The sequence below is a fragment of the Clostridium fessum genome (genome assembly GCF_027698965.1).
Lineage (GTDB): Bacteria > Bacillota > Clostridia > Lachnospirales > Lachnospiraceae > Otoolea > Otoolea fessa.
This window is the reverse complement of record NZ_JAQEQF010000003.1, coordinates 140,032-162,061: the sequence shown is the minus strand read 5'-3', so window position 1 is coordinate 162,061 and position 22,030 is coordinate 140,032. Positions and strand designations below refer to the sequence as shown.

At 48.8% G+C, this 22,030-nt stretch carries 20 protein-coding genes; 1 reads left to right on the top strand and 19 read right to left on the bottom strand.

Annotated features, from left to right (window positions below; all coding sequences use genetic code 11):
• Positions 1–48 precede the first annotated feature (48 nt).
• The 19 genes from PG862_RS05270 to PG862_RS05180 all read right to left on the bottom strand — a co-directional run bounded on the left by PG862_RS05270 (position 49) and on the right by PG862_RS05180 (position 21,317).
• Positions 49–1,065, bottom strand: coding sequence for an alpha-hydroxy-acid oxidizing protein (locus PG862_RS05270; RefSeq protein ID WP_270706747.1), 1,017 nt, complete (start codon positions 1,063–1,065; stop codon positions 49–51).
• A 148-nt stretch (positions 1,066–1,213) separates the two neighbouring features.
• Positions 1,214–2,575 (bottom strand): MATE family efflux transporter, encoded by a 1,362-nt coding sequence (locus tag PG862_RS05265; RefSeq protein WP_270706746.1) that lies wholly within the window; start codon positions 2,573–2,575, stop codon positions 1,214–1,216.
• Positions 2,576–2,681: 106 nt separating this feature from the next.
• Entirely contained in the window at positions 2,682–3,029 is a 348-nt protein-coding gene (locus PG862_RS05260) for a hypothetical protein (protein ID WP_118481804.1), read from the bottom strand.
• A gap of 48 nt (positions 3,030–3,077) precedes the next feature.
• Positions 3,078–4,214, bottom strand: a complete 1,137-nt coding sequence (locus PG862_RS05255) for a Fic family protein (protein ID WP_270706745.1) — start codon at positions 4,212–4,214, stop codon at positions 3,078–3,080.
• Between the two features lie 343 nt (positions 4,215–4,557).
• Positions 4,558–5,460 carry a DUF2156 domain-containing protein gene (locus PG862_RS05250; protein WP_270706744.1) on the bottom strand — a complete coding sequence of 301 codons (903 nt, stop codon included), beginning with the start codon at positions 5,458–5,460 and terminating at the stop codon, positions 4,558–4,560.
• Between the two features lie 175 nt (positions 5,461–5,635).
• Positions 5,636–7,303: a DNA repair protein RecN gene (recN, locus tag PG862_RS05245; RefSeq protein ID WP_118626925.1), complete on the bottom strand. Its 1,668-nt coding sequence runs from the start codon at positions 7,301–7,303 to the stop codon at positions 5,636–5,638.
• Between the two features lie 59 nt (positions 7,304–7,362).
• Entirely contained in the window at positions 7,363–7,812 is a 450-nt protein-coding gene (gene argR, locus PG862_RS05240; protein WP_022359930.1) for an arginine repressor, read from the bottom strand.
• Positions 7,813–7,826: 14 nt separating this feature from the next.
• A complete protein-coding gene (locus PG862_RS05235) occupies positions 7,827–8,696 on the bottom strand; it encodes an NAD(+)/NADH kinase (protein WP_270706743.1) in 870 nt (289 codons plus the stop codon).
• Positions 8,693–9,541 (bottom strand): TlyA family RNA methyltransferase, encoded by an 849-nt coding sequence (locus PG862_RS05230; RefSeq protein ID WP_270706741.1) that lies wholly within the window; start codon positions 9,539–9,541, stop codon positions 8,693–8,695. Before PG862_RS05230 ends, PG862_RS05235 begins: the two co-directional genes overlap by 4 nt.
• Positions 9,542–9,583: 42 nt before the next feature.
• Positions 9,584–11,464 (bottom strand): 1-deoxy-D-xylulose-5-phosphate synthase, encoded by a 1,881-nt coding sequence (gene dxs, locus PG862_RS05225; protein WP_270706739.1) that lies wholly within the window; start codon positions 11,462–11,464, stop codon positions 9,584–9,586.
• A gap of 61 nt (positions 11,465–11,525) precedes the next feature.
• A complete protein-coding gene (locus tag PG862_RS05220; protein ID WP_117796477.1) occupies positions 11,526–12,416 on the bottom strand; it encodes a polyprenyl synthetase family protein in 891 nt (296 codons plus the stop codon).
• Positions 12,417–12,421: 5 nt separating this feature from the next.
• A complete protein-coding gene (gene xseB / locus PG862_RS05215) occupies positions 12,422–12,631 on the bottom strand; it encodes an exodeoxyribonuclease VII small subunit (protein ID WP_107000293.1) in 210 nt (69 codons plus the stop codon).
• Positions 12,632–12,740: 109 nt separating this feature from the next.
• A complete protein-coding gene (gene xseA, locus PG862_RS05210) occupies positions 12,741–13,952 on the bottom strand; it encodes an exodeoxyribonuclease VII large subunit (protein WP_022359936.1) in 1,212 nt (403 codons plus the stop codon).
• 3 nt (positions 13,953–13,955) lie between these two features.
• Entirely contained in the window at positions 13,956–14,399 is a 444-nt protein-coding gene (gene nusB / locus PG862_RS05205; protein WP_107000295.1) for a transcription antitermination factor NusB, read from the bottom strand.
• 429 nt (positions 14,400–14,828) lie between these two features.
• On the bottom strand, positions 14,829–16,283 hold the full coding sequence (gene guaB, locus PG862_RS05200; protein WP_022359938.1) for an IMP dehydrogenase: 1,455 nt from the start codon (positions 16,281–16,283) through the stop codon (positions 14,829–14,831).
• 381 nt (positions 16,284–16,664) lie between these two features.
• The gene (gene groL, locus PG862_RS05195; RefSeq protein ID WP_022359939.1) at positions 16,665–18,290 is read right to left on the bottom strand and encodes a chaperonin GroEL; all 1,626 of its coding nucleotides are present in this window, start codon (positions 18,288–18,290) and stop codon (positions 16,665–16,667) included.
• Between the two features lie 74 nt (positions 18,291–18,364).
• Entirely contained in the window at positions 18,365–18,649 is a 285-nt protein-coding gene (locus tag PG862_RS05190) for a co-chaperone GroES (protein ID WP_022359940.1), read from the bottom strand.
• A 184-nt stretch (positions 18,650–18,833) separates the two neighbouring features.
• The gene (locus PG862_RS05185) at positions 18,834–19,190 is read right to left on the bottom strand and encodes an Hpt domain-containing protein (RefSeq protein WP_107000297.1); all 357 of its coding nucleotides are present in this window, start codon (positions 19,188–19,190) and stop codon (positions 18,834–18,836) included.
• A 12-nt stretch (positions 19,191–19,202) separates the two neighbouring features.
• On the bottom strand, positions 19,203–21,317 hold the full coding sequence (locus tag PG862_RS05180; RefSeq protein WP_333523619.1) for a diguanylate cyclase: 2,115 nt from the start codon (positions 21,315–21,317) through the stop codon (positions 19,203–19,205).
• Between the two features lie 240 nt (positions 21,318–21,557).
• On the opposite strand from PG862_RS05180, the gene PG862_RS05175 reads away from it, so the two are divergent.
• The gene (locus tag PG862_RS05175) at positions 21,558–22,016 is read left to right on the top strand and encodes a hypothetical protein (RefSeq protein ID WP_186855014.1); all 459 of its coding nucleotides are present in this window, start codon (positions 21,558–21,560) and stop codon (positions 22,014–22,016) included.
• Positions 22,017–22,030 lie beyond the last annotated feature (14 nt).

The following is a 22,030-nucleotide window of genomic DNA, read 5'->3' as shown; positions in this document are numbered from 1 at the left end:
CCACTCACCCTTTCTACTAATTTTTGCTATATTTGATAGTTTACTTTTTTACACTCTCACACAGTCACGGGTAATTTCAGCAAGGGAAGATACGCCGCACATAGCCATGGTATCTGCAAGCTCACTTCCAATCTTCTGGATATACGCTTCAACTCCTTCTCGGCCTCCGCCATATACAGCTGTGACGAAAGGTCTGGCTATGATAACCGCATCTGCCCCCAATGCCAATGCTTTAAATACATCGGTACCGGAACGGATTCCGCCATCCACGAAGATTTTCATGGAACCGTCCACTGCCGTTGCTATTTCTTCCAGAACCTCTGCCGTTGCCGGGCACTGATCCAGGACTCTTCCTCCATGGTTAGATACCACGATGGCTGCCGCACCGGCCTCTTTAGCCTTCAAAGCGCCTTTTACCGTCATAATACCCTTTACAATAAAAGGGACTCCTGCTGCCTTCACGATCTCACGAAGCTCCTCCACTGATTTACTTCCGGCCGGCGGATTGAAATTTTTCAAAAATGGAAGACCTGCCGCATCAATATCCATGGCAGCCGCGAAAGCACCTGCATCCTTGACAAGCGCCATTTTTTCACGAATCATCGCCACATTCCATGGCTTCACTGTAGGAATTCCCAGTCCCCCTGCCTTTTTGATGGCTTCCGTGGCTGCCACCATCACATTGCTGTCCATTCCGTCTCCTGTAAAAGCAGCAATTCCAAACTCTGCGCAGGAAGAAACTAATATATCATTGTAAGAAACATCATTCAGTGAATCGCCGTAATGCATATTCACGGCTCCCACCGGACCTGCAAAAAACGGATACTGAAAATTCTTTCCAAACAACGAAAGAGAGGTATCGATGGGACGTTTCTCCACCAGTGTATCCATCTGGACACGGATTTCCTTCCATTTGTCATAATTCCGAATCGCCGTATCTCCGATTCCTTTGGCTCCCGGACCCGGCATCTGATTCTTGCAGGCTCTTCCGTTGCATTCCGGACAGGCCTTACAGTAATTGCCCATTTTTACTCTTGCCAGTTCTAAACATTCTGCATAATTCATTAATCTGGTTACCTCCCTGTCACTTTCATGTGGTCTCGAAATCCTTTTGTACTTGATTCTGCGAGAAATTTTTTGACAGCTGCATCATTTCCGGTAAGCAGCTGTCCACCACTCAAAACAGCCATTTCACATATGATATAATAAAAACCTATCCCTTCTTCGGCCTCTTCTCAAATCCATGCACCCAATTTCCCCTTAAAAACAAAAACAGGAAAATCACGGAGCTGATGCTCCAGGTCAGTGGGTATGCCCAGAATATGACACGGATATCCGGAATCAGACGCACTGCCAGTGTGATGTAGCTGACCCGGAACAGACACCATACACAGAGCAGAACGATCATGGGCACGGCAGCATTGCCGGAACCCCGGAGTACAGCCGCGATACAGTGAGTAAATGCCAATAAACAATAAAACAACGCAATGGTTCTGGACTGCATCACCCCATAATGTATCACATCCGGATCACGGTTGAATGCTGCAATCAGCACCGGTGCCGCCGTATATATGGTGATACCAATCAATTCTGCAATGAAGATGGAGCAGAGGATACCGAACTTCGCACCTTTCTTTGCTCTGTCATACTGCTTTGCCCCAAGATTCTGTCCCACAAAGGTAGTTATCGCCATAGTAAAGCAGGTCACCGGCAGGAAGGCAAAACCTTCTACCTTAGAATAAGCTCCGCAGCCTGCCATGGCCATTTTACCGAATGCATTGATGTTGGACTGTACAAACACGTTGGCTATGGCAATGACTGAGTTCTGGAAACCGGAAGGTACACCATTCTGAATAATCTGCCTCAGCATATGTCTGTCAAAACGAATCCTCCTAAGCTCCAGCCGGTAATCTTCCTTCACCCGCATCAGATGCACCATACAGAGAATCGCACTGACAAACTGGGATATAGCCGTTGCCAGGGCTGCCGATCCCACTCCCATGCCAAGTCCGGCGATAAAGAAGATATCCAACACCACATTCACACAGGAGGAAATAATCAGATAGATCAGCGGATGGCGGCCGTCCCCCACCGACTGCAGGATTCCCACGAAAATATTGTACATGACTACACCCAGAGAACCTGCAAAATAGGTTTGAAAATATACAATCGATTCCGGAAGTACATCTGCCGGTGTTCCCATCAGTACCAGAATCTTCGGTGCCAGATACATTCCCGCAGCCGTCAGTGTGATTCCGGCCACCAGACCGAAGGCTGTGGTTGTATGAATCGCCCGCTGGAGATAATCCTTGTTTTTCGCCCCATAATACCTGGCAATTACCACACCGGCTCCCATGGCAATACCGTTAATAAAACCTACCATCAGGAAAATCAGGTTTCCCGACGAACTGACTGCTGCCAGCGCATTGCTGCCAAGATAATTACCTACAATCAGGGAATCCGCTGTATTATACAGCTGCTGAAACAGATTCCCCAGAAACAATGGTATGGCAAATAAAATAATCTTCTTAGAGATACTTCCCTCTGTCATCCTCGTTTTGCTTTCAGCCCCCATAAAACCCCCAAAATGAATCCTATTTATGCACACAGTCGATGACTATTCATCGCCCCTCTGCACGCATATGTTCTCGATCTCATTATAGCCGACTGCCAGCAAATTCTCAATACTTCTTGCGCTGAGTGTGCAGCCCATTGGCTGTGATTAACAGTGCTAATCGGAACACATCGTTTTTATGTTTCTTTATATTTTTGCTGTCAACCTGATCTCCATTCAACTTGCGTTCTTTTAAATCCAGCCACGCTTTCGCCTTAAATAGTATCAGGCAAGTCGGACTTAATACCGGAATGCCATCAACCATCTTTTGTCCGGTTTTTAGCAATTCATAATACGCTTCATTTAAAAGGATTGCCGACAAACTAGATATTTCATCATCTATCAGAAGCGGGGTGAGAACTGCATCATCTTCCAATATAATGAAATCCGGATTTCTGGAAAATATCTCTATCATATTAAGCAAAATTTCCACTCGATGAGTGGAATTTCTACAATACCTAAACTACTTCTTGAATTTATATTTTCCTTTTCCATGACCGGATACTGATTCAATAATGTCTGCCTTTACCAAATTGGAAAGAAGTTTTGAAGCACCTGAACCTTTCAGCTCAAGAAGCTCCATAACTGCACTTCTTCCAAACACCTCATCAAAGCCAAACTTTTCAAAAAGTCTATGGATATGAATCGTCGTTTTTGCCGAGAAATCACTACTTTTTTCGAAAAGTAAACTTTCAATATCCACTTTTTTGTCTCGAATGTCCACTTTTCCACTCTCAACATCCACTTTTTTGTCCCCAATGTCCACTTTTTCTTCGTTCAAAAGTTCACTTATATGAAGATTTCGATTATGAAGCTCATTTTTCTCGTTCAAAAGCAAATTTCTGAGAAATGCTTCCAAATACTCTGTTGTTTCGTGAATGCCTTTTTGCAGGTTCGTATAGTTTGCACGCACAAGTGCATTTCTGAAATACCAGGCATTTTCTGCAAAAATATCATTGGTTGCAGAGAACCCAAGCGTCCTTAAATATTTGATGAAGAACACTGCTGTTGTTCTCGTATTGCCTTCCCCGAAGATATGGATTTGCCATAACCTTGAAACAAATACCGCAAGATGATGGATAATCTCGTCCATTGAAAGCCCTTTATAACTATAATCCTTCTCCTGCGAAAAATCATATTCAAGTGTGGCTCTCAATTCAGATGCACTACCGTACATAACAGTTGCCCCATCAAGCACCCATTCTTTCTTTGTAATGTTGTAATCTCTAATCTTTCCGGCGTGTTTATAAATGCCCTGAAAGAGTTTGCGGTGAATAGAGATATACTCATTCGGAGAAAATGAGAACGCTGTTTCAGAAAGAATTTCAGCAATACGGGACGAAACCTTATCTGCTTCTTCGGTACGCTCATCATCCGACAAATGCACTGGTCTTTCTTCATAGTAGCTATCAATAAGACTTTGTGCTTCTTTCATCGTGATTTTGCCTTCAATATTCTGAATGGCGGTATCAATCAGATATTTAGATGGTTTGAGTCCGTCCACCGCCTGAAGTCCGATTGCTGTACTCCAAGCATAACTTTTATAAGCTTTATTCGGTTCAGACTCCCTCAAATATTCCTTAAACGGATCTTTCTCCATATCCACTACCTCGCTTCATAGTCTTATAATTCTATCTTCTGTAAGATTGAAAGTGCTATTTAAAAGAGTAAGTTGTTGATTATCATTTTTAACAAAAGACATATGCATCACCTCACAGAATCTTACCTATATTTTACCAGAAAATCCAATGTTTTTATATATCGTGTTAAACTTTCAAGGTACAAATTTATATCAAAGGGGATGCGAAAAAACTCAATCGAGTTTTTTCACATCCCCTAATTTCTTCTAATTCAAATTTCTTATATGATATATCAAAATAATACCCGAACCGAATTTTTTGACATTTGCCGCACTGAATTACCTGATTCTCTAATCTTTATGATTATCGCTCTAAAATCGTATACTTCTTCTCCAGGCGAACCGGATGCATACTCTCTTTCGTCCGCCTGAGATTTTCAAGTCCCATATCGTCTTCCCGGTTTACAAATTCCGCCTCCGGATAAACGTGCGTTAAAAATTCTTTTTCCAGGTAATTATAAAGCCCGCGTAACTCCAGATTCGCCTTTTCCACATGGGTAACAGTCATATTTCTCTCCTGATTCATCGTTCCCATCGAAAATGCTTCCAGAGTTCCTCCTATCCGGACTCCCGCCATCGTGATCCCCGCCTCACGTCCAAAACGGATTGTCTCAAAGATCCCCTGCTCTTCGCTGTCCAGCCGGTTCAGATCATCGTCGCTCTCCTTATTCTTAGACCAGCGTTCCAGAAACGTCCGTATCTCGCCCTCATCCTCCGGATTCAGGATCACAAACTCTGCCGTTTCCCCGTAATCCCGACGGAATCGCGAAATCCGGTTTTTCATTTTTGAATATTTTCTTCCGGGAAGAACACGCATTTCTTCCCCGGAATAAATATAGTCAAAGCTGTCCCGATCCTCCAGCACCTCATAGCGCTCCGGATCCGGACGAATCGCTCCAAGCGCCGCCTCATCCACCAGATACATATGCATTTTCACACCGATTGCTGTGAAATATGCCTGCAGACGGTCAAAGTTTTCCCGCATATGCCCCAGGCCGCAGACCGGGACCATCGTCGCCTGCTCATCATAATCGATCTTCTGAAGCCACACAAGCCCCTTTTCGTCCGCATAGTATTTTGTCTCATAATAAGGTCTCCAGAGCAGATGATAGGCAAAATGGGATTCTGCACAGTCCGTCGGGCGCAGCGAAAAATACGGCTGCAGACCAATCAGCTTCTCCGGTGTCAATGGTTCAAATTTTATCATGCGTTGCTCTCCTCCCCTGCATCTACTTTCTCACCAAAGAGGAAGAAAAGTACAGCTGCGGCAAAACCACTTCGACGCAAACGGTCAAACTTCGACCTAATTGGTATCTGGGGATCAAAAAAATGCCGCCTTACGCGACATTTTTCTGAATCCGAATCTTATATTTAATTTATAATCACACCTCCAGCTTCCGCTTCTTTGCCAGCTTCTTCATCTCCTCCGCATTCTGCCGCACGGTCTCGGTGATCTCCGCGCCGCCCAGCAGTCTCGCAAGCTCGTCCACCATCGCCTCGCGGTCTAAGGCGCGGATGGAGGTTGCCGTCCGTCCATCGGACGCGGATTTGCGGATCTCGAAGTGCTGGTCCGCCATCGCCGCGATCTGCGGCAGGTGCGTGATGCAGATGACTTGACGGCATTTGGAGAGGATCCGCAGCTTCTCCGATACCATCTGTGCAGTCCGCCCGCTGATACCGGTGTCAATCTCATCAAAAATCAACGTTGGAACCTGATCGGTCTCCGCCAGCACCGTCTTGATTGCCAGCATGATACGCGACAGCTCACCGCCGGATGCCACCATACCGAGCGGCCGAACCGGTTCGCCCGGATTCGTGGAAATCAGGAATTCCGGCTCGTCGATACCGCCCGCCGTGAAATGATCCAGCCGCCTAAACTCCATCTCAAACTGCACATCAAGGAAATTCAGTTCCCGAAGCCCGTCTGCGATCTTCTCCACCAGCTCCCCGGCAAACTGCTTACGCGCTGCTGACAATGCCTCGGAATGTTCTTTCAATACTGCTTCCGCCTGTTCCAGTTCTTTTTCCGCCTGTTCCCGAAGTTCATCGTAATTCTCCAGTTCCTGCAGTCGCGCTTTCTTTTCTTCCAACGCCTGAAGTACCTCCGGGATCGTCTTCCCATACTTGGTTTCCAGGCTCCGGATCAGGTCAAGCCGCTCCTGTGTCTCCTGAAATGCCGCTTCGTCAAAGGTCATATCGTCCATATATCCGGCGATCTCCCTGGAAAGATCCGAAAGAAGGGAATCTACATCGCACAGCTCGTCACGGATCCCCTTCAATCCCTCGTCAAATGCCATCGCACCATCGATCTCACGGAACGCCCGCGACACCGCATCGCCGGACACCGCGTCATATGCCTGTGAAAGACTCTCAGCGATCCGTCTGGCATTGGAAAACCGCTTAAAATCGGCTGCCACCTTTTCCTCTTCGCCATCCTTTAACGCGGCATTTTCAATCTCCTCGATCTCAAACCGGCAGAAATCCATCTCCCGCAGTCTCGTCTCCTGATCGGATGCAAATGCGGCACATTTCTGTTTTAACTGCATATACAAGCGATAGGCAGCTTCCGTATTCTGTTTGAATGGGAGAAGTTTCTCCCCGCCATACGCATCGAGGATTTCCAGATGTTTTGACGCATTCACCAGCGACTGGTGTTCATGCTGTCCGTGCAGATCGATCAGAAGACCCGTGATCTCCCGCAGCCTTGCAGCCGTTACCGTCTCGTCGTTGATGCGGCTGATGCTCCGGGTCGGTGTGATTTTCTTAGAAATGATTAAAATTCCCTCTTCATCAGGGTAAACATCGTGTTCCTTCAGCTGCTCGCGCTTTCTCTCATCATCGATGGAGAAAACCAGTTCAATGTAGGCGCTGTCACAACCCCGGCGGATCATCTCTTTCGGTGCTTTTCCGCCCAGCGCGATCTGGACCGAACCGATGATGATCGATTTTCCGGCTCCCGTCTCACCGGTCAGAATGTTGAGTCCGTCCCCGAACTCCACCTCCGCCGAATCGATCAGAGCCAGATTTTTCACTCGTAAATGATAAAGCATCCGCTTTCCGTTCCTCCTTATCAGCGGTTCCCGCAAAAAATGCGTGAACCCACCTTCCCTCATCCCGCAATCAGCTTGCGGATCTTGTCCATCAGCACGATCGTATCGTCCACCGTACGGACTGCACACATGACCGTATCATCCCCGGCGATGCAGCCGACAATCTCTGAAAAATGGATTGCATCGAGCGCTGCCGCGACTGCCATCGCCATGCCTGACACCGTCTTGATGACAAGGATGTTCTGCGCCATATCCATGGAAACGAAGCTATCGTGCAGAATACGGGTATATTTATCATTGAACGCCGTCTGAGGATGGAAAACCGCATATTTCTGTCCGCCGTTTTCTGTCTGGATCTTAGACAGCTTTAACTCCCGGATATCCCTGGAAACCGTTGCCTGCGTGACATTGTATCCCTCTTTATTCAGATATTCCGCCAGCTCTTCCTGCGTTTCAATCTCATATTTTCCAATCAATTCCACAATCTTGCTGTGACGTTCCATTTTCATGGCTCTGACTCCTTTTATATCTGTTTCATTTTGTTCCGTATATTTTCCAAAAATGGCACCTGTTTGAGCTGAATCAATGTCGTCTCGATCTCTGATTTTGCTATCTCGATTGTATCACCCGGCTCAATATCAACCACCGTATCGCCGTCAAAGCTCAGCGAAACCTTCGTCCGCCCGGTCGTCTGAATCCGCAGGCTCAAATGGTTATCCGGCGGCAGAACGATGCTGCGCGAATTGAGTGAATGCGGGCAGAGCGGTGTCAATACCATCAGATCCGCCTCCGGCGCCACGATCGGACCGCCCGCTGACAGGTTGTATGCCGTCGAACCGGTCGGGGTCGCAACCACCATGCCGTCCGCCGAATACTCATTAAACAGCTGTCCATTGACAGCCAGCTCAAACCGGAACGCATCGATTCCCATACGGTTCAGGACGATATCATTCAGCGCGATATCCTCTATGACGACCTTCCCGCCGGAAATCACGCACCCCTTGAGCATCATCCGGCTTTCCAGACGGTAGTGATCTTCCATCAGATCCCGCATGGCAGGCAGAATGTCCTCCTCATGCCCGATCTGCGTCAGATACCCCAGATGCCCCATATTGATGCCAAACAGTGGAATCTTCCGTCCCGCCAGATCACGCGCCGCCTGAATCAACGTTCCATCACCGCCCAGACAGATCACACAGTCTGTGTCCTCCGGCACGGTCCGACGATCCGTATAGCGATACGCCGGTATCACCCCAACATCCCGTCGAAGCCCGTCGTGACGGTCCAGGCGAATGCAGCGGCAGCCCTGCTCTGCAAAAAAGCTGCAAATCAGATCGGCGGCCTCCTCTACGCGCGGCTTTTCGCGGTTTACAATCAGATAGAAATTTCTCATGTTTTGTCTAACTCCATGTGAGCTTCCTCAACAACCTGTTCCGGTGAAACCGGACACTCTTTTTCCGCTTTTGCAAGTGCTTCCTCACCAGTCACAGTTTCCTCCGATGCCTGCTCCGGTTTATGCAGATACAGGAGGTACTCGATATTTCCCTCCGGTCCCTTGATCGGGGAAAATTCCAGATTCCGGATCTCAAAACCGATCTCTGCCGCATATGCCATCACCATCTGAATGACCTCCAGATGCGTGCTCTTCTCGCGGACAACGCCCTTCTTTCCGACTTTCTCACGTCCCGCCTCGAACTGCGGCTTGATCAGTGCAACCACCTCGCCGCCCGGGCTTAAAATCTCCTTGACCGGACCTAAAACCTTCGTCAGGGAAATAAAGGAAACGTCGATCGAAGAGAAATCTACCGGCTCGCCGATATCCTCCAGTGTCACATAACGGATGTTTGTCTTCTCCATGCAGACCACACGCGGATCATTGCGAAGTTTCCACGCCAGCTGTCCATGTCCTACATCGACCGAAAACACCTTGACCGCGCCATTCTGCAGCATACAGTCGGTAAATCCGCCTGTGGACGCGCCGACATCCATACAGACCTTTTGATCCAGCGTCACTCCGAAATGCGTCATCGCCTTCTCCAGTTTCAGACCTCCGCGGCTCACATATTTTAAGGTAGATCCACGTACCTCGATCTTCGCATTTTCATCGAAGGTCGTACCCGCCTTGTCTTCTTTCTGATCTTCTACATATACAATCCCGGACATGATGATCGCTTTCGCCTTCTCACGGGATTCTGCCAGACCTCTCTTGACGAGAAGTACATCTAACCGTTCTTTCATTCTATGTTCTTCCTTCCGCTGCTGCCACTCTTTTGTTTCCCATCATGCTTCCGCGTCAGTCTCCAGCACACCTTCACGTTTCAGCTGCGCCAGAATCGAATCACTGTCTATTCCCAGCTCATTCCGGAGCACCGACACATTTCCGTGTTCGATGTAGGCATCCGGCAGCGCTATATTAACTACCTTGATCTGCGGATAATGCTTCTGTACATAATCCGTCACCCGCTCGCCGTAACCGCCGCGCAGGACATTTTCCTCCAGTGTCACGATCGTATGGTGCGTTCCTGCCAGATGGTCGATCACGTCGGTATCCATCGGTTTCACAAACCGCCCATTGACCAGCGTACACGGCTGCCCGGCACTCTTTAATTTCTCCCGGATATGCTCTGCCGTGCTGACCATACTTCCGACTGCCAGAAGCGCCGTCCCGCTCTCCTCATACAACATCTCGCTGACGCCATACTCAACCGGTGCCAGAAATTCCTTCAAGCCCCGGTACGCCTCGCCCCTCGGATAACGGATCGCAATCGGTCCATCGTAGGAGATGGCAAACTGCAGCATCTTTTCCAGTTCCCAGCGGTTCTTCGGCGCCATCACGCTCATATTCGGCACAGAGGAGAGAAATGTCAAATCAAAAATACCCTGATGCGTCTCCCCATCGCTTCCGACCAGTCCCGCGCGATCCACGCAGAACACAACCGGAAGATTCTGGATACAGACATCGTGAATGACCTGATCATATGCCCTCTGTAAAAAGGACGAATACACCGCCACCACCGGTTTCAGACCGGCTGCCGCCATACCCGCCGCCGAGGTAACCGCGTGTTCCTCCGCGATTCCCACATCGAAAAAGCGGTCCGGATATTCTTTCGAGAACCGTTTGAGCCCCGTTCCATCCGGCATCGCCGCTGTCACCGCCACGATCTTCGGATTTTCCGCTGCCAGACGGCAGATTTCTCTGGAAAATACATCTGTATAGCCCGGATGTTCCTTTTTCCGGAGCGGTTTTCCCGTTTCAATATCAAATGGTTCAACTCCGTGAAATGCCGACGGATTCTTCTCCGCCGGACGGTATCCCTTGCCCTTTTTCGTAATCACATGGATCAGCACCGCGCGGTTGATCTTTTTCGCCTCGCTGAAAATACGGATCAACCCCTTAATATCATGTCCATCCACCGGTCCCAGATACGTGATTCCCATATTTTCAAACCACATGCCCGGAATCAGAAGCTGCTTGATGCTGTTCTTTGTCCGGAGCAGCGTGCCGACCAGATCCGAACCGATCATCGGGATCCGCGATAACGTGCCCGCCACATTCTTCTTCAACAGATTGTAGCCCTCATCTGCACGAAGATTATTCAGATACCGCGACATACCGCCGACATTTTCCGAAATGGACATATTATTATCATTTAAAACAATAATAAAATTCGTCTTGAGCCGTCCCGCATTGTTGAGCGCCTCATATGCCATGCCGCCGGTCAGCGCGCCGTCCCCGATGACGGAAACGATCGAATAATCCTCGCCCAGCAGATCGCGCCCCTGTGCCATACCAAGCCCCGCCGAAATCGAAGTCGAGCTGTGTCCCGTGTCGAACGCATCAAACGGGCTTTCCTTCCGCTTCGGGAAACCGCTCAAGCCCCCATACTGGCGCAGTCCATCAAAATTATCCTTCCGCCCGCTTAAAATCTTGTGCGTATAGGACTGGTGCCCTACATCCCAGATAATCTTATCCTTCGGAAGATTCAGCGCGCAGAACATTGCAATCGTCAGTTCCACCACGCCTAAATTGGACGCCAAATGACCGCCTGTCCGGCTTGTCGTCTCGATCAGAAACTCGCGGATTTCCGCCGCCAGCTCCTTGCGTTCTTCCTCGCTCAACCGTTTTACATCCTCCGGTCCTTTTATCGTATCTAATACCATTCTTTCATCCCCCAAACCGTTTTCCACATCCGCTGTCGTCCCCGGTCTTCGATTGGATTTTTTATTTTTCACGGCTGACCAGCATCTCGATCAGCTCTTCGAGGAATTCATTCTTTCCAGGCAGGGAATAGAGGATATCAACCGCCGTCTCCGAAAGCTGTTTGACATCATGCTTCGATTTCTCGATTCCCTCCAATGTCACATAAGTGGTTTTATTGTTTTTCTCATCGCTCAGAACCGGTTTTCCAAGCACCTCCTGGCTGCTGGTAACGTCGAGAATATCATCCTGGATCTGGAACGCCAGACCGATCGCCGCCGCCATACGCTCTACTGTCCCGCACTCAGCTTCGCTCGCGCCCGCCATCACGGCTCCGATCACCATCGACGCCTCCAAAAGTGCTCCCGTCTTTAAACGGTAGATAAAATCCAGCTTATCCTTCGGAATCGGCTGATTCGTCAGTTCCACATCCACCGTCTGACCGCCGATCATGCCGTAAATACCCGTTTTTTCGGATAAAATCTGGATACAACGTCCCACCTTTGCCGCATCCGGCGTCATCGCAAATGCCTTTGCCGCCGTCTCGATCGCGTAGATCAGAAGGGCATCTCCCGCCAGAACTGCCATATCATACCCATATGCAACCCAGGTCGTCTTTTTGCCACGGCGGTACTCGTCATTGTCCATACATGGAAGATCGTCATGAATCAGGGAAGATGTATGAATCATCTCGATCGCCGCCATCAGCGGCTCAATCTCTTTTCCCTGACCGCCAAACAGACGGTATACCTCACGCATTAGAATCGGACGAAGGCGTTTGCCGCCTGCCTTCACACTGTAATTCATCGCTTCAAAGATCGTTTTCTGATGCCCTTCCTCTGCCGGAAGATAAGAATATACAATCTCTTCCGCTTCTTTGACTGCCTGTGCCAGCCGTTCCTTTGCATTTTCCATCTCTGTCACGCCTCCGTCTCCTCGCCGTTTACGACCATAATCTGTTTTTCAACCTTATCTATCTTTTCACTGCAGGCGCGGACCAGACGCATTCCCGCCTCATACGACGCAAACGATTCTTCCAGCGTGCTGCGGCTGTCCTCCAGCGTCCGCATAATGCCATCCAGACGGTCAAACATTTCCTCGATCGAAAGTTCTTCCTTATTTTCTTCCATCGATCCTGCCTCCTGTTTTATCTAATATACTCTCGGAATCTTTCCTGAAAGAAAACGTGTTCTCAAATCTCTCTGTTATGATTCACACGCAACACAATGAACCACTTTTTTACCCAGGCAGGTTTTCCTGATAAACCTCCCGGATCTCTGCCTCCACGCGTCCATCTGGCAGACGGACGGTCAGAGTATCCCCAGCTTGCAATCCTGTCACTGTCTCCACACGTTTTCCATCTGCATCCGTCACGAACCCATATCCGCCGCTTATCTTTTTTAACGGGGAGAGACCATCCATCCGGCTGCACACCAGTTCCAGACGATGGCGCAGATCGGACACCTTTTTCTCCATCTGGCGCGCCATCTTAACTCTCGCATCTTCCAGATACTGCCGTCTCTCATTTAACTGGCTCTGCGGACTGTGAAGCTGCAGGCGCAGACGAAACTGCTCCAGACGATAGGCATACTGCTCCGCCTTCTGCTCCATCCGCTTCGTCATCTGCTGTGCCGCCGCTATGCACTGCTGCTCAAACAGGTGGTAATCAAAAACCGCCAGTTCTGCCGCCGCCGAAGGAGTCGGGGCACGCAGATCCGCCACATAGTCCGCGATCGTAACGTCTGTCTCATGCCCGACCGCCGAGATTACCGGCGTCCGGCACGCAAAAATCGCCCGCGCCACACTCTCCTCATTGAACGCCCACAGATCCTCAATCGAACCTCCTCCGCGCCCGACGATCAGCACATCCAGATGCAGCGCATCCAGGGTCTGGATCGCCCGCACGATACTCGGCGCTGCCCCTGCTCCCTGCACCAGTGCCGGGCAGAGGACAAGCTGCACGTAAGGGTTCCGCCGTCCCGAGATATTGATAATATCCCGGATTGCTGCGCCGGTGCTAGCCGTCACGATACCGACCGTTTTTGCATACTTTGGGATCGGCGTTTTATATTCCGGGGAAAACATCCCCATTTCTTCTAATTCATTTCTCAGTTTTTCAAAGCGCCGGAATAAATCGCCCGTGCCGTCCAGCGTGATCTCGCTGGCATAGAGCTGGTATCTTCCATCCCGCTCATACACTTCGATACTGCCCTTGACGACCACCTGCTGTCCTTCTTCCAGACGGAACGTAAGTCCCTTCCGCCTACTGGCAAACATAACTGCCTGCATCGCTCCCAGACCGTCTTTCAAGGTAAAATAAATATGACCGGACGTATGATATTTGCAGTTAGAAACCTCGCCCTTGACCGAAATCCGGTTCAGGGCAAAGTCCTGTGCGAACATATTCTTAATGTATGCATTAACCTGCGAAACCGAATATACGCCAGCCATCGCTTATACCAGCTTCGCTAAAATGCCGTTGATAAATGCCGGTGAATCATCGCCGCCGAACTTCTTCGCCAGCTCGACCGCCTCATTGATCGCTACCTTCTCCGGTACATCGTCATCGTGCTTGATCTCGTATAATGCCAGGCGCAGGATCGTCAGTTCCACCTTGCCCATACGGCGGGTAGTCCATCCCTGTGCAACCCCATCGATTGCCTTGTCAAGCTCCGGAAGCACATCCAGAATCTTCTCAACCTTGCTCTTTACGTATCCGCCGTCAAAGGTGTCTAACATCGGATTATGGATGATATCGCCGATTCCGCTCGGAACATCGTCCTCCTCTTTCGGCTCTGTAAAATATACATCCACCTGCTCCTGCATCTCATCCGTCGGGTAAAAATCCGCACAGAAAAGCAGCTTAAAGCAATGTTCTCTCAGTTCTCTTCTGGTCATACTAATCCTCCTGTTACCTGTTTCTATCCGTCTGATACGCCCGATTTGCTGCCTCGGTATCGCAAATATCCCTTTCGTAATCCGCTGCAATCGTTTTCTGAATATCCACAGTCTTTCCTGCATAATTGTTATATTTCTACTATTCTAATGTATCATTATACCGTATCCCCGGTTTTTTCACAAGAGTTTGAGAAAAAGAATCCGCCAAAGTTACTGTTCACGGGTAGGCACTTTTGGAACCGAAAGTGCCGTAAGAAAACGTGGCGGCAACAAGAATTTGCCGCATTTAAATGCGAAGCCACGGCTAATTCCGTTACTGGGCACGTATGCGTGAACAGTAACCCGCCAAAAAAGCGGCATCCCTGCTGAAGCAGAAACGCCGCTTTTATATCGTTTACAATCTTATCGATTGCTTATGCTATCCAATTTTTATTCATCCACGCTGTAGTTCGGAGCCTCTTTTGTGATGTGGATATCATGCGGATGGCTCTCTTTTAAGGATGCTGCGGAAATCTTGATGAAACGTCCGGTCTCCTGAAGAGTCGGAATATCCGATGCGCCGCAGTAACCCATACCAGCACGCAGACCGCCGAGCATCTGGAATACGGTATCTTCTACCATTCCCTTGTATGCAACACGTCCTTCTACACCCTCCGGAACGAGTTTCTTCGCATCGCTCTGGAAGTAACGATCCTTGCTGCCGTTCTCCATCGCTGCGATGGAACCCATGCCGCGGTATACTTTGTATTTTCTTCCCTGGTACAGCTCAAAAGTTCCCGGGCTCTCATCACATCCTGCAAACATGGAACCCATCATGCAGACGCTGCCGCCTGCTGCGATCGCCTTCGTCAGATCGCCAGAATACTTGATACCGCCGTCTGCGATGATCGGAATGCCGTACTCTTTGGCAACTGCGTAGCAGTCCATAACAGCGGTGATCTGCGGAACGCCGATACCTGCTACGACACGGGTCGTACAGATGGAACCCGGTCCGATACCAACCTTGACCGCGTCAACGCCTGCCTCGATGAGAGCTTTTGTTGCCTCTCCGGTCGCTACGTTACCTGCTATTACCTGCAGATCCGGATATGCTTCCTTGATCATTCTGACACAGTGAAGAACATTCTCAGAATGTCCATGTGCAGAGTCGAGAACAACTACGTCTACTTTTGCTTTCACCAGGGCTTCCACACGATCCAGCACGTTTGCAGTGATACCTACTGCCGCGCCGCAGAGCAGACGTCCCTGTGCATCCTTTGCAGAGAACGGATACTTGATCTGTTTCTCAATATCCTTGATAGTGATAAGACCCTTGAGGTTAAAATCCTTGTCCACGATCGGAAGCTTCTCGACACGTGCCTTGGCAAGAATCTTCTTTGCCTCCGTCAGGGTGATGCCCTCCGGAGCGGTAACCAGATGCTCAGAAGTCATGCACTCTTTAATCTTCTTGGAGAAATCTTCCTCGAACTTGAGGTCACGGTTTGTGATAATACCAACCAGTTTTCTTCCCTCTGTGATCGGAACACCGGAAATCCGGAACTTGCCCATCAGCTCATCCGCATCCTTTAATGTATGCTCTGGGGATAAATAAAACGGGTCAGTGATTACACCATTCTCAGAACGTTTTACTTTATCGACCTCCTCAGCCTGCGCCTCGATCGACATGTTCTTGTGAATAATACCAATTCCACCCTGTCTTGCCATTGCAATCGCCATGCGGTGCTCTGTAACCGTATCCATGCCGGCACTCATCAGGGGGATGTTCAGCTGAATCTTCTTGGTCAGATGTGTCGTCAGGTTTACCTGATTCGGAATAACCTCAGAATAGGACGGCACAAGCAGGACATCATCAAATGTAATGCCATCGCCAATAATCTTACCCATTATATTACCCTCACTTTCGTAAATTTTAAACACTGGACATTGAAAACTGTCTGATGTTAATAATTGATTTTAGCAAGTTTTTTGAAATATGTCAACCGGAGAATAAAGGGGTTGACGATAGAATTTACTTACGCCATTTAATTAGTGTATCTTATAAATAATACCAATCAGATAAGTATTAATAATGCAGTCATCCTTAGCCTCATTTCCCTGCCAATTTTTTCACCAAAAAAGAAGGACTGCCACACCTTCGCATAGCAGTCCTTCTCTCCCCTGGCAGCTGCCTGTCAGAGATTCTTTCTATAAATTACCATTTTTATTTTCTACATTCGATACTGCATCTCTGATGTAACATCTTCCGCCATTTTCCGGCTCTCTTACTTACATCATGCCGCCCATGCCAGCGCCTGCTGCCGGACCTGCCGGTGCATCTTCTTTGATGTTGGCAACTGCAGACTCGGTTGTAAGCAGGGTAGATGCAACGCTGGTTGCGTTCTGCAGGGCACTTCTGGTTACCTTTGCCGGATCCAGGATGCCTGCTTCTACCATATCTACGTATTCCTCATTGTAAGCATCGTAACCTACGCCTACCGGGGACTCTTTTACCTTGTTGATGATAACAGAGCCTTCCAGACCTGCGTTTGCTGCGATGTGGAACAGCGGAGCTTCCAGAGCTTTCAGGACGATACGGCCGCCGGTCTTCTCGTCGCCTTCCAGTCCGTCTACTACCTTCTGAACTTCTGCTGCTGCGTGAACATATGCAGATCCGCCGCCTGCGATGATGCCTTCTTCAACAGCTGCCTTTGCTGCGGACAGGGCATCTTCCATACGCATCTTAGCTTCCTTCATCTCAGCCTCGGTCGCTGCACCAACACGGATAACGGCTACGCCGCCAGCCATCTTAGCCAGTCTCTCCTGCAGTTTCTCACGGTCAAAATCAGAAGTGGTTTCCTCAATCTGAGCCTTAATCTGAGCCACACGGTCTGCGATGGCTTTCTTATCGCCGCAGCCATCTACGATGATGGTGTTCTCTTTCTGAACCTTAACGGATTTCGCACGACCAAGCTGGTCCATGGTGGTATCCTTTAATTCAAGTCCCAGTTCCTCGGAAATAACAGTACCGCCGGTCAGGATTGCAATATCCTTTAACATTTCTTTTCTTCTGTCGCCGTAACCCGGAGCCTTCACACCAACAACGGTGAAAGTACCTCTCAGCTTATTGACAATCAGGGTGGTCAGCGCCTCGCCCTCAATGTCCTCAGCGATGATGAGCAGCTTGGAACCAGACTGTACCAGCTGTTCCAGCAGCGGCAGAATCTCCTGAATGTTGGAGATCTTCTTATCGGTAATTAAGATGTACGGATCGTCCAGAACGGCTTCCATCTTCTCCATATCAGTTGCCATGTATGCAGATACATAGCCACGGTCAAACTGCATGCCTTCTACCAGATCAAGCTCAGTCTTCATAGTCTTGGACTCTTCAATGGTAATAACACCGTCTTTGGAAACCTTCTCCATCGCGTCTGCTACCATCTGGCCTACTTCCTCATCAGCGGAAGAGATAGCAGCGACTCTTGCGATATCTGCCTGGCTCTTAACGTCCTTCTTCATGCCTTTGATTGCCTCTACGGCTGCATCTGTGGCCTTCTTCATACCCTTTCTCATGATGATCGGGTTAGCACCTGCTGCCAGGTTCTTCATACCTTCGTTGATCATCGCCTGGGCCAGAACGGTTGCGGTTGTAGTACCATCACCAGCTGCATCGTTGGTCTTGGTTGCTACTTCCTTCACCAGCTGTGCGCCCATGTTCTCAAACGGGTCTGCCAGCTCGATCTCCTTCGCAATGGTCACACCATCGTTGGTAATGAGCGGAGCACCGAAGGATTTATCCAGAACTACGTTTCTGCCTTTCGGTCCTAATGTAACTCTTACGGTATCTGCTAACTGATTTACGCCCGCTTCCAGGGCTTTTCTGGCTTCTACGCCATATTTAATTTCCTTTGCCATGGTTATCAACCTCCATAATTTTCTTGAATAAACGTTCCGATCGGCATCTGTCTTCCAGACATCCTGCCCATCGATTAACCGATAACAGCCAGAATATCATTCTGTTTTACAATGACATATTTCTCATTGTCCAGCTCAACTTCTGTGCCTGAGTATTTCGAATAGATAACTTTATCGCCAACCTTTACCTGCATCGTGATTTCTTTTCCATCTACCACTCCGCCAGGACCAACCGCGATTACCTCTGCCTGCTGCGGTTTCTCTTTTGCCTGACCCGGAAGAACGATACCTGATTTGGTCGTCTCCTCTGCAACTAACTGCTTTAATACAACTCTGTCAAATAATGGTGTTAACTTCATTATTGGCTCCTCCTTATCCATCCAAATTTATTCCATCTGATTGCTTTTCTTTCGTAATCAGATATGTATCTTCTTCTTACGAAGTATGTTATAACACGTTCTGTTAGCACCGTCAAGTGTTGAGTGCTAAAATTTTAGTAAATTTTACGGGGAGAACTGAAATATTCCATTTCTCCCCGTTCTATTAATTGCTCTCCTCAAATGCCTTAATCGCCGCAACCGTTTTCTCATAACACTCTTTTACCGATGCAAAATCTGCCTCGTATCCGGTCAGTTCTCTGCCTCTCAGTTTTTCGGTCAGCGCTGCGCTTACCTCATAGAAGGCATCAAAGCCCAGGTTCAGACAGATTCCTTTCAGGGTATGTGCCGCGCGGAATGCTTTCTCCGCATCCTTTTCTTTTAATCCATCCTCCAGATCCTGAAAGCTGGAATCGCTCAGAAACTTGATGGCAAATTTTTCCACCAGCGCCACACCTCCAAAGCGTTTCTGAACTCCTTCAAAATCCCCGCCCATTTCTTTGTAGCATTCCTGAATTGTCATGACAGCCTCCTGTTATTTCTCTTCCTCAGTTTTCATACGGCTCAGCTCCTCGCCCGCAGTTCCATACTCTTTTTCAATCGCCTGCGTCACCGCGCCGAAAAACTTCTTCTGTGAATTGTCATAATGTTCAAATTTCTTATTTTTTCGCTCCGGATCACTCATCTCACTCCGGTATGCTGCCTCCTGCAGCTCCTTTTTAATAGGATCCTGAATCTCACACAGGCACTCAAGCAGGAGCGGGTTAAATGTACCACACTCTCCGTTGCAGATCATCTGCACCGCCTCCTCATGAGAATAAGCCTTTTTATAGACGCGCTCACTTGTCAGCGCATCATACACATCCGCCAGCGCCACCACCTGCGCTGAGATCGGGATCTCCTCCCCTTTTAGACCATCTGGATATCCTTTTCCATCATAGCGCTCATGGTGCCAACGGCAGATCTGGTACGCCACTTTCATCAGCGGCTCATCCTCATACATCTGAAGATTCGCAAGCATGTCCGCACCGATCACTGTATGTTTTTCCATGATCTTACGCTCCTCCGGCGTCAGACGACCCGGTTTATTCAAAATCTTCTCGTCAATTCCGATCTTTCCGATGTCATGCAGGGATGATGCCGTGCTGATCAGCATCCGGTTCGACCAGGACAAGGGATATTTGTCCGTCTTCTTGACGAGCTGTTCCAGAATCATCGTCGTCAATATATTAATATTGAGTACGTGCATACCGCTCTCGCCATTTCGAAATTCCACGATCTCGCTCAGAACACTGATCAGCATCCGGCTATTCTTCTCTTTCTCAAAAACCTGGTTCGTCACCATTGCCACCAGGCGGCGCTGTTTCGCATACAATTTGATCGTATTTAAGACACGCCGGTGTACAACCTCCATATCGAACGGGCGCTTGATATAATCAGAAACTCCCCACTCATACGCCTGCTTGATGACCTCGCCCGAATCTTCGCCCGAAATCATGATAACCGGGATATCCCCGATCAGGTTGTTGCGGTTCATGTATTCCAGAACCCCGAAGCCGTTCATCCCCGGCATGACGATATCGAGAAGAATCAGGGAAATCTTCGTCTCATAACGGTTCAGCATGTCGAGACATGCTGAACCATTTTCTGCCTCCAGAATCTCGAATTCGCCTTTCAGCATTTCTGAGAGAATCATACGGTTCATCTCCGAATCGTCCACGATCAAAATGCGGTAACGACTCGCATTGCGCCGCCCGGCTGCCACGATCTCCTCCGGTGTCCACTGTCCATCTTTCTCAGTCACAATCATGTTCTTGGAGGTCTTCGCCTGATACATAAATTCGTCCGCCCGGCACATCGCCTTCCCGACTGTCTCCCCGTTCGTCAGCGTACCGCCGATGCTGACTGACAATTTCAGTTGCGGATATCCTTCAACACTCATGTTGCAGATCAGATCCTGTATCCGATGCAGCTTCTCAACAAATGCCTCCAGACTGATGCCCGGCATCACAAGCAAGAATTCATCCCCGCCATAACGCACCAAGCGGTCCGTCTTACGGATACAGCTTATAATCGCCGCCGACACCGTCACCAGCACTTTATCGCCCGCCACATGCCCATATATATCATTGTAGGTCTTAAAATCATCCAGATCGAGCATCGCGATACCGGCATCCATCCGCTGCTCTTTTAACTGATCTTCAAAATATCTCCGGCTGTAGCTCCTCGTCAGTGCATCCGCATACAGCTCGCGCCTGTAGTGTGCAAATTTCTTAACGAGTGCTTCTCTTCCCTCTGCGTCAAGAAGTGTCTCATCATCCAGACAGGAAATCATCTCCACCACACAGGGAACTCCATCCACCTCCAGATACTTCGCGATGACCTGATACATCTTCAGACCGATAAATTCAAGCTTCATGCACTGTCCCTTCATCGCAAGCGCGCGCTGTGCCGCACAATTCTCACAATTCTTTCCTTTTTCCCAGAACGAATAGCATTTGCAGTCCTCGGATCGGAGTTCCCCGTTCCTCACGTCCATCTTATGGAGTAGATCTTTATCTAAAATACGTACAACCGTAAATATCCTTTCCATCTGTGCAATCATTTGTTCCAATTCCTGCGCCGTCATCTTTGTATTCAAATTCATCATTTTATTTTTATCACCACCTAGCAAATATATAATTTTATTCTACATGATTTCCGGTATGACAACAAGCATTTTTCTCATGCTTCCTGTACATAATTACCGCCCCTGTGTTACTGTTCACGCATACGTACCCCGTAACACGTGATTCACACACTTCCCGCTGTTCACAAAAGATTCCCTTTATTTTTTAGGCGTTTCGTATTACAATAAGGATATCGAATCGTATAGAGAGGAGTATCAACCATGGCAAAAAAACATTTTGGTAAATTACTGACACTGGCAGCTATCGTCGGCGCTGCAGCAGCTGGTGTTTCTTACGTCTTACAGTATAAATCATTCCACAAGGAACTGGATGAGGATTTCCACGACTTTGAAGATGATTTCGATGATTTTGACGATGCCGGCGATAAAGAAGCTTCCAAGGCTTCTGATACAGCTGCCTCCGAACGCAGCTATGTTTCCTTAAATCCGGAGAAAAAGGAAGCTCCGGCTGAGACTCCAGAGGAAACTTCTGAACATTCTGAGGAAAGCGAAAAAGCTCCGGCTGATGCAGATGTCTCTTCCGAAGAACCAGTCAAAACAGAAACCGTCCGCGCAGATGCTCCGGTTTCCGAGGACGGCGAAGCTTCTTCCGAGAAAGAGGATTCCGACGCAGCCCCGGATGACAGCACAACCGTGACGGTTGAGGAAATCACAGAATAACACAGGAGGATTCT

Bases quoted from the DNA above. Each gene is read 5' to 3' on its own strand.
- xseA (WP_022359936.1), bottom strand. From the start codon at position 13,952: ATGGCTGGCGTATATTCGGTTTCGCAGGTTAATGCATACATTAAGAAT.
- PG862_RS05185 (WP_107000297.1), bottom strand. From the start codon at position 19,190: ATGACAATTCAGGAATGCTACAAAGAAATGGGCGGGGATTTTGAAGGA.
- PG862_RS05235 (WP_270706743.1), bottom strand. From the start codon at position 8,696: ATGAGAAATTTCTATCTGATTGTAAACCGCGAAAAGCCGCGCGTAGAG.
- PG862_RS05265 (WP_270706746.1), bottom strand. From the start codon at position 2,575: ATGGGGGCTGAAAGCAAAACGAGGATGACAGAGGGAAGTATCTCTAAG.
- PG862_RS05175 (WP_186855014.1), top strand. From the start codon at position 21,558: ATGGCAAAAAAACATTTTGGTAAATTACTGACACTGGCAGCTATCGTC.
- PG862_RS05250 (WP_270706744.1), bottom strand. From the start codon at position 5,460: ATGATAAAATTTGAACCATTGACACCGGAGAAGCTGATTGGTCTGCAG.
- dxs (WP_270706739.1), bottom strand. From the start codon at position 11,464: ATGGTATTAGATACGATAAAAGGACCGGAGGATGTAAAACGGTTGAGC.
- PG862_RS05255 (WP_270706745.1), bottom strand. From the start codon at position 4,214: ATGGAGAAAGATCCGTTTAAGGAATATTTGAGGGAGTCTGAACCGAAT.
- recN (WP_118626925.1), bottom strand. From the start codon at position 7,303: ATGCTTTATCATTTACGAGTGAAAAATCTGGCTCTGATCGATTCGGCG.
- nusB (WP_107000295.1), bottom strand. From the start codon at position 14,399: ATGACCAGAAGAGAACTGAGAGAACATTGCTTTAAGCTGCTTTTCTGT.
- PG862_RS05180 (WP_333523619.1), bottom strand. From the start codon at position 21,317: ATGATGAATTTGAATACAAAGATGACGGCGCAGGAATTGGAACAAATG.
- xseB (WP_107000293.1), bottom strand. From the start codon at position 12,631: ATGGAAGAAAATAAGGAAGAACTTTCGATCGAGGAAATGTTTGACCGT.
- guaB (WP_022359938.1), bottom strand. From the start codon at position 16,283: ATGGGTAAGATTATTGGCGATGGCATTACATTTGATGATGTCCTGCTT.
- PG862_RS05260 (WP_118481804.1), bottom strand. From the start codon at position 3,029: ATGATAGAGATATTTTCCAGAAATCCGGATTTCATTATATTGGAAGAT.
- PG862_RS05270 (WP_270706747.1), bottom strand. From the start codon at position 1,065: ATGAATTATGCAGAATGTTTAGAACTGGCAAGAGTAAAAATGGGCAAT.
- PG862_RS05230 (WP_270706741.1), bottom strand. From the start codon at position 9,541: ATGAAAGAACGGTTAGATGTACTTCTCGTCAAGAGAGGTCTGGCAGAA.
- PG862_RS05190 (WP_022359940.1), bottom strand. From the start codon at position 18,649: ATGAAGTTAACACCATTATTTGACAGAGTTGTATTAAAGCAGTTAGTT.
- PG862_RS05220 (WP_117796477.1), bottom strand. From the start codon at position 12,416: ATGGAAAATGCAAAGGAACGGCTGGCACAGGCAGTCAAAGAAGCGGAA.
- argR (WP_022359930.1), bottom strand. From the start codon at position 7,812: ATGAAAATGGAACGTCACAGCAAGATTGTGGAATTGATTGGAAAATAT.
- groL (WP_022359939.1), bottom strand. From the start codon at position 18,290: ATGGCAAAGGAAATTAAATATGGCGTAGAAGCCAGAAAAGCCCTGGAA.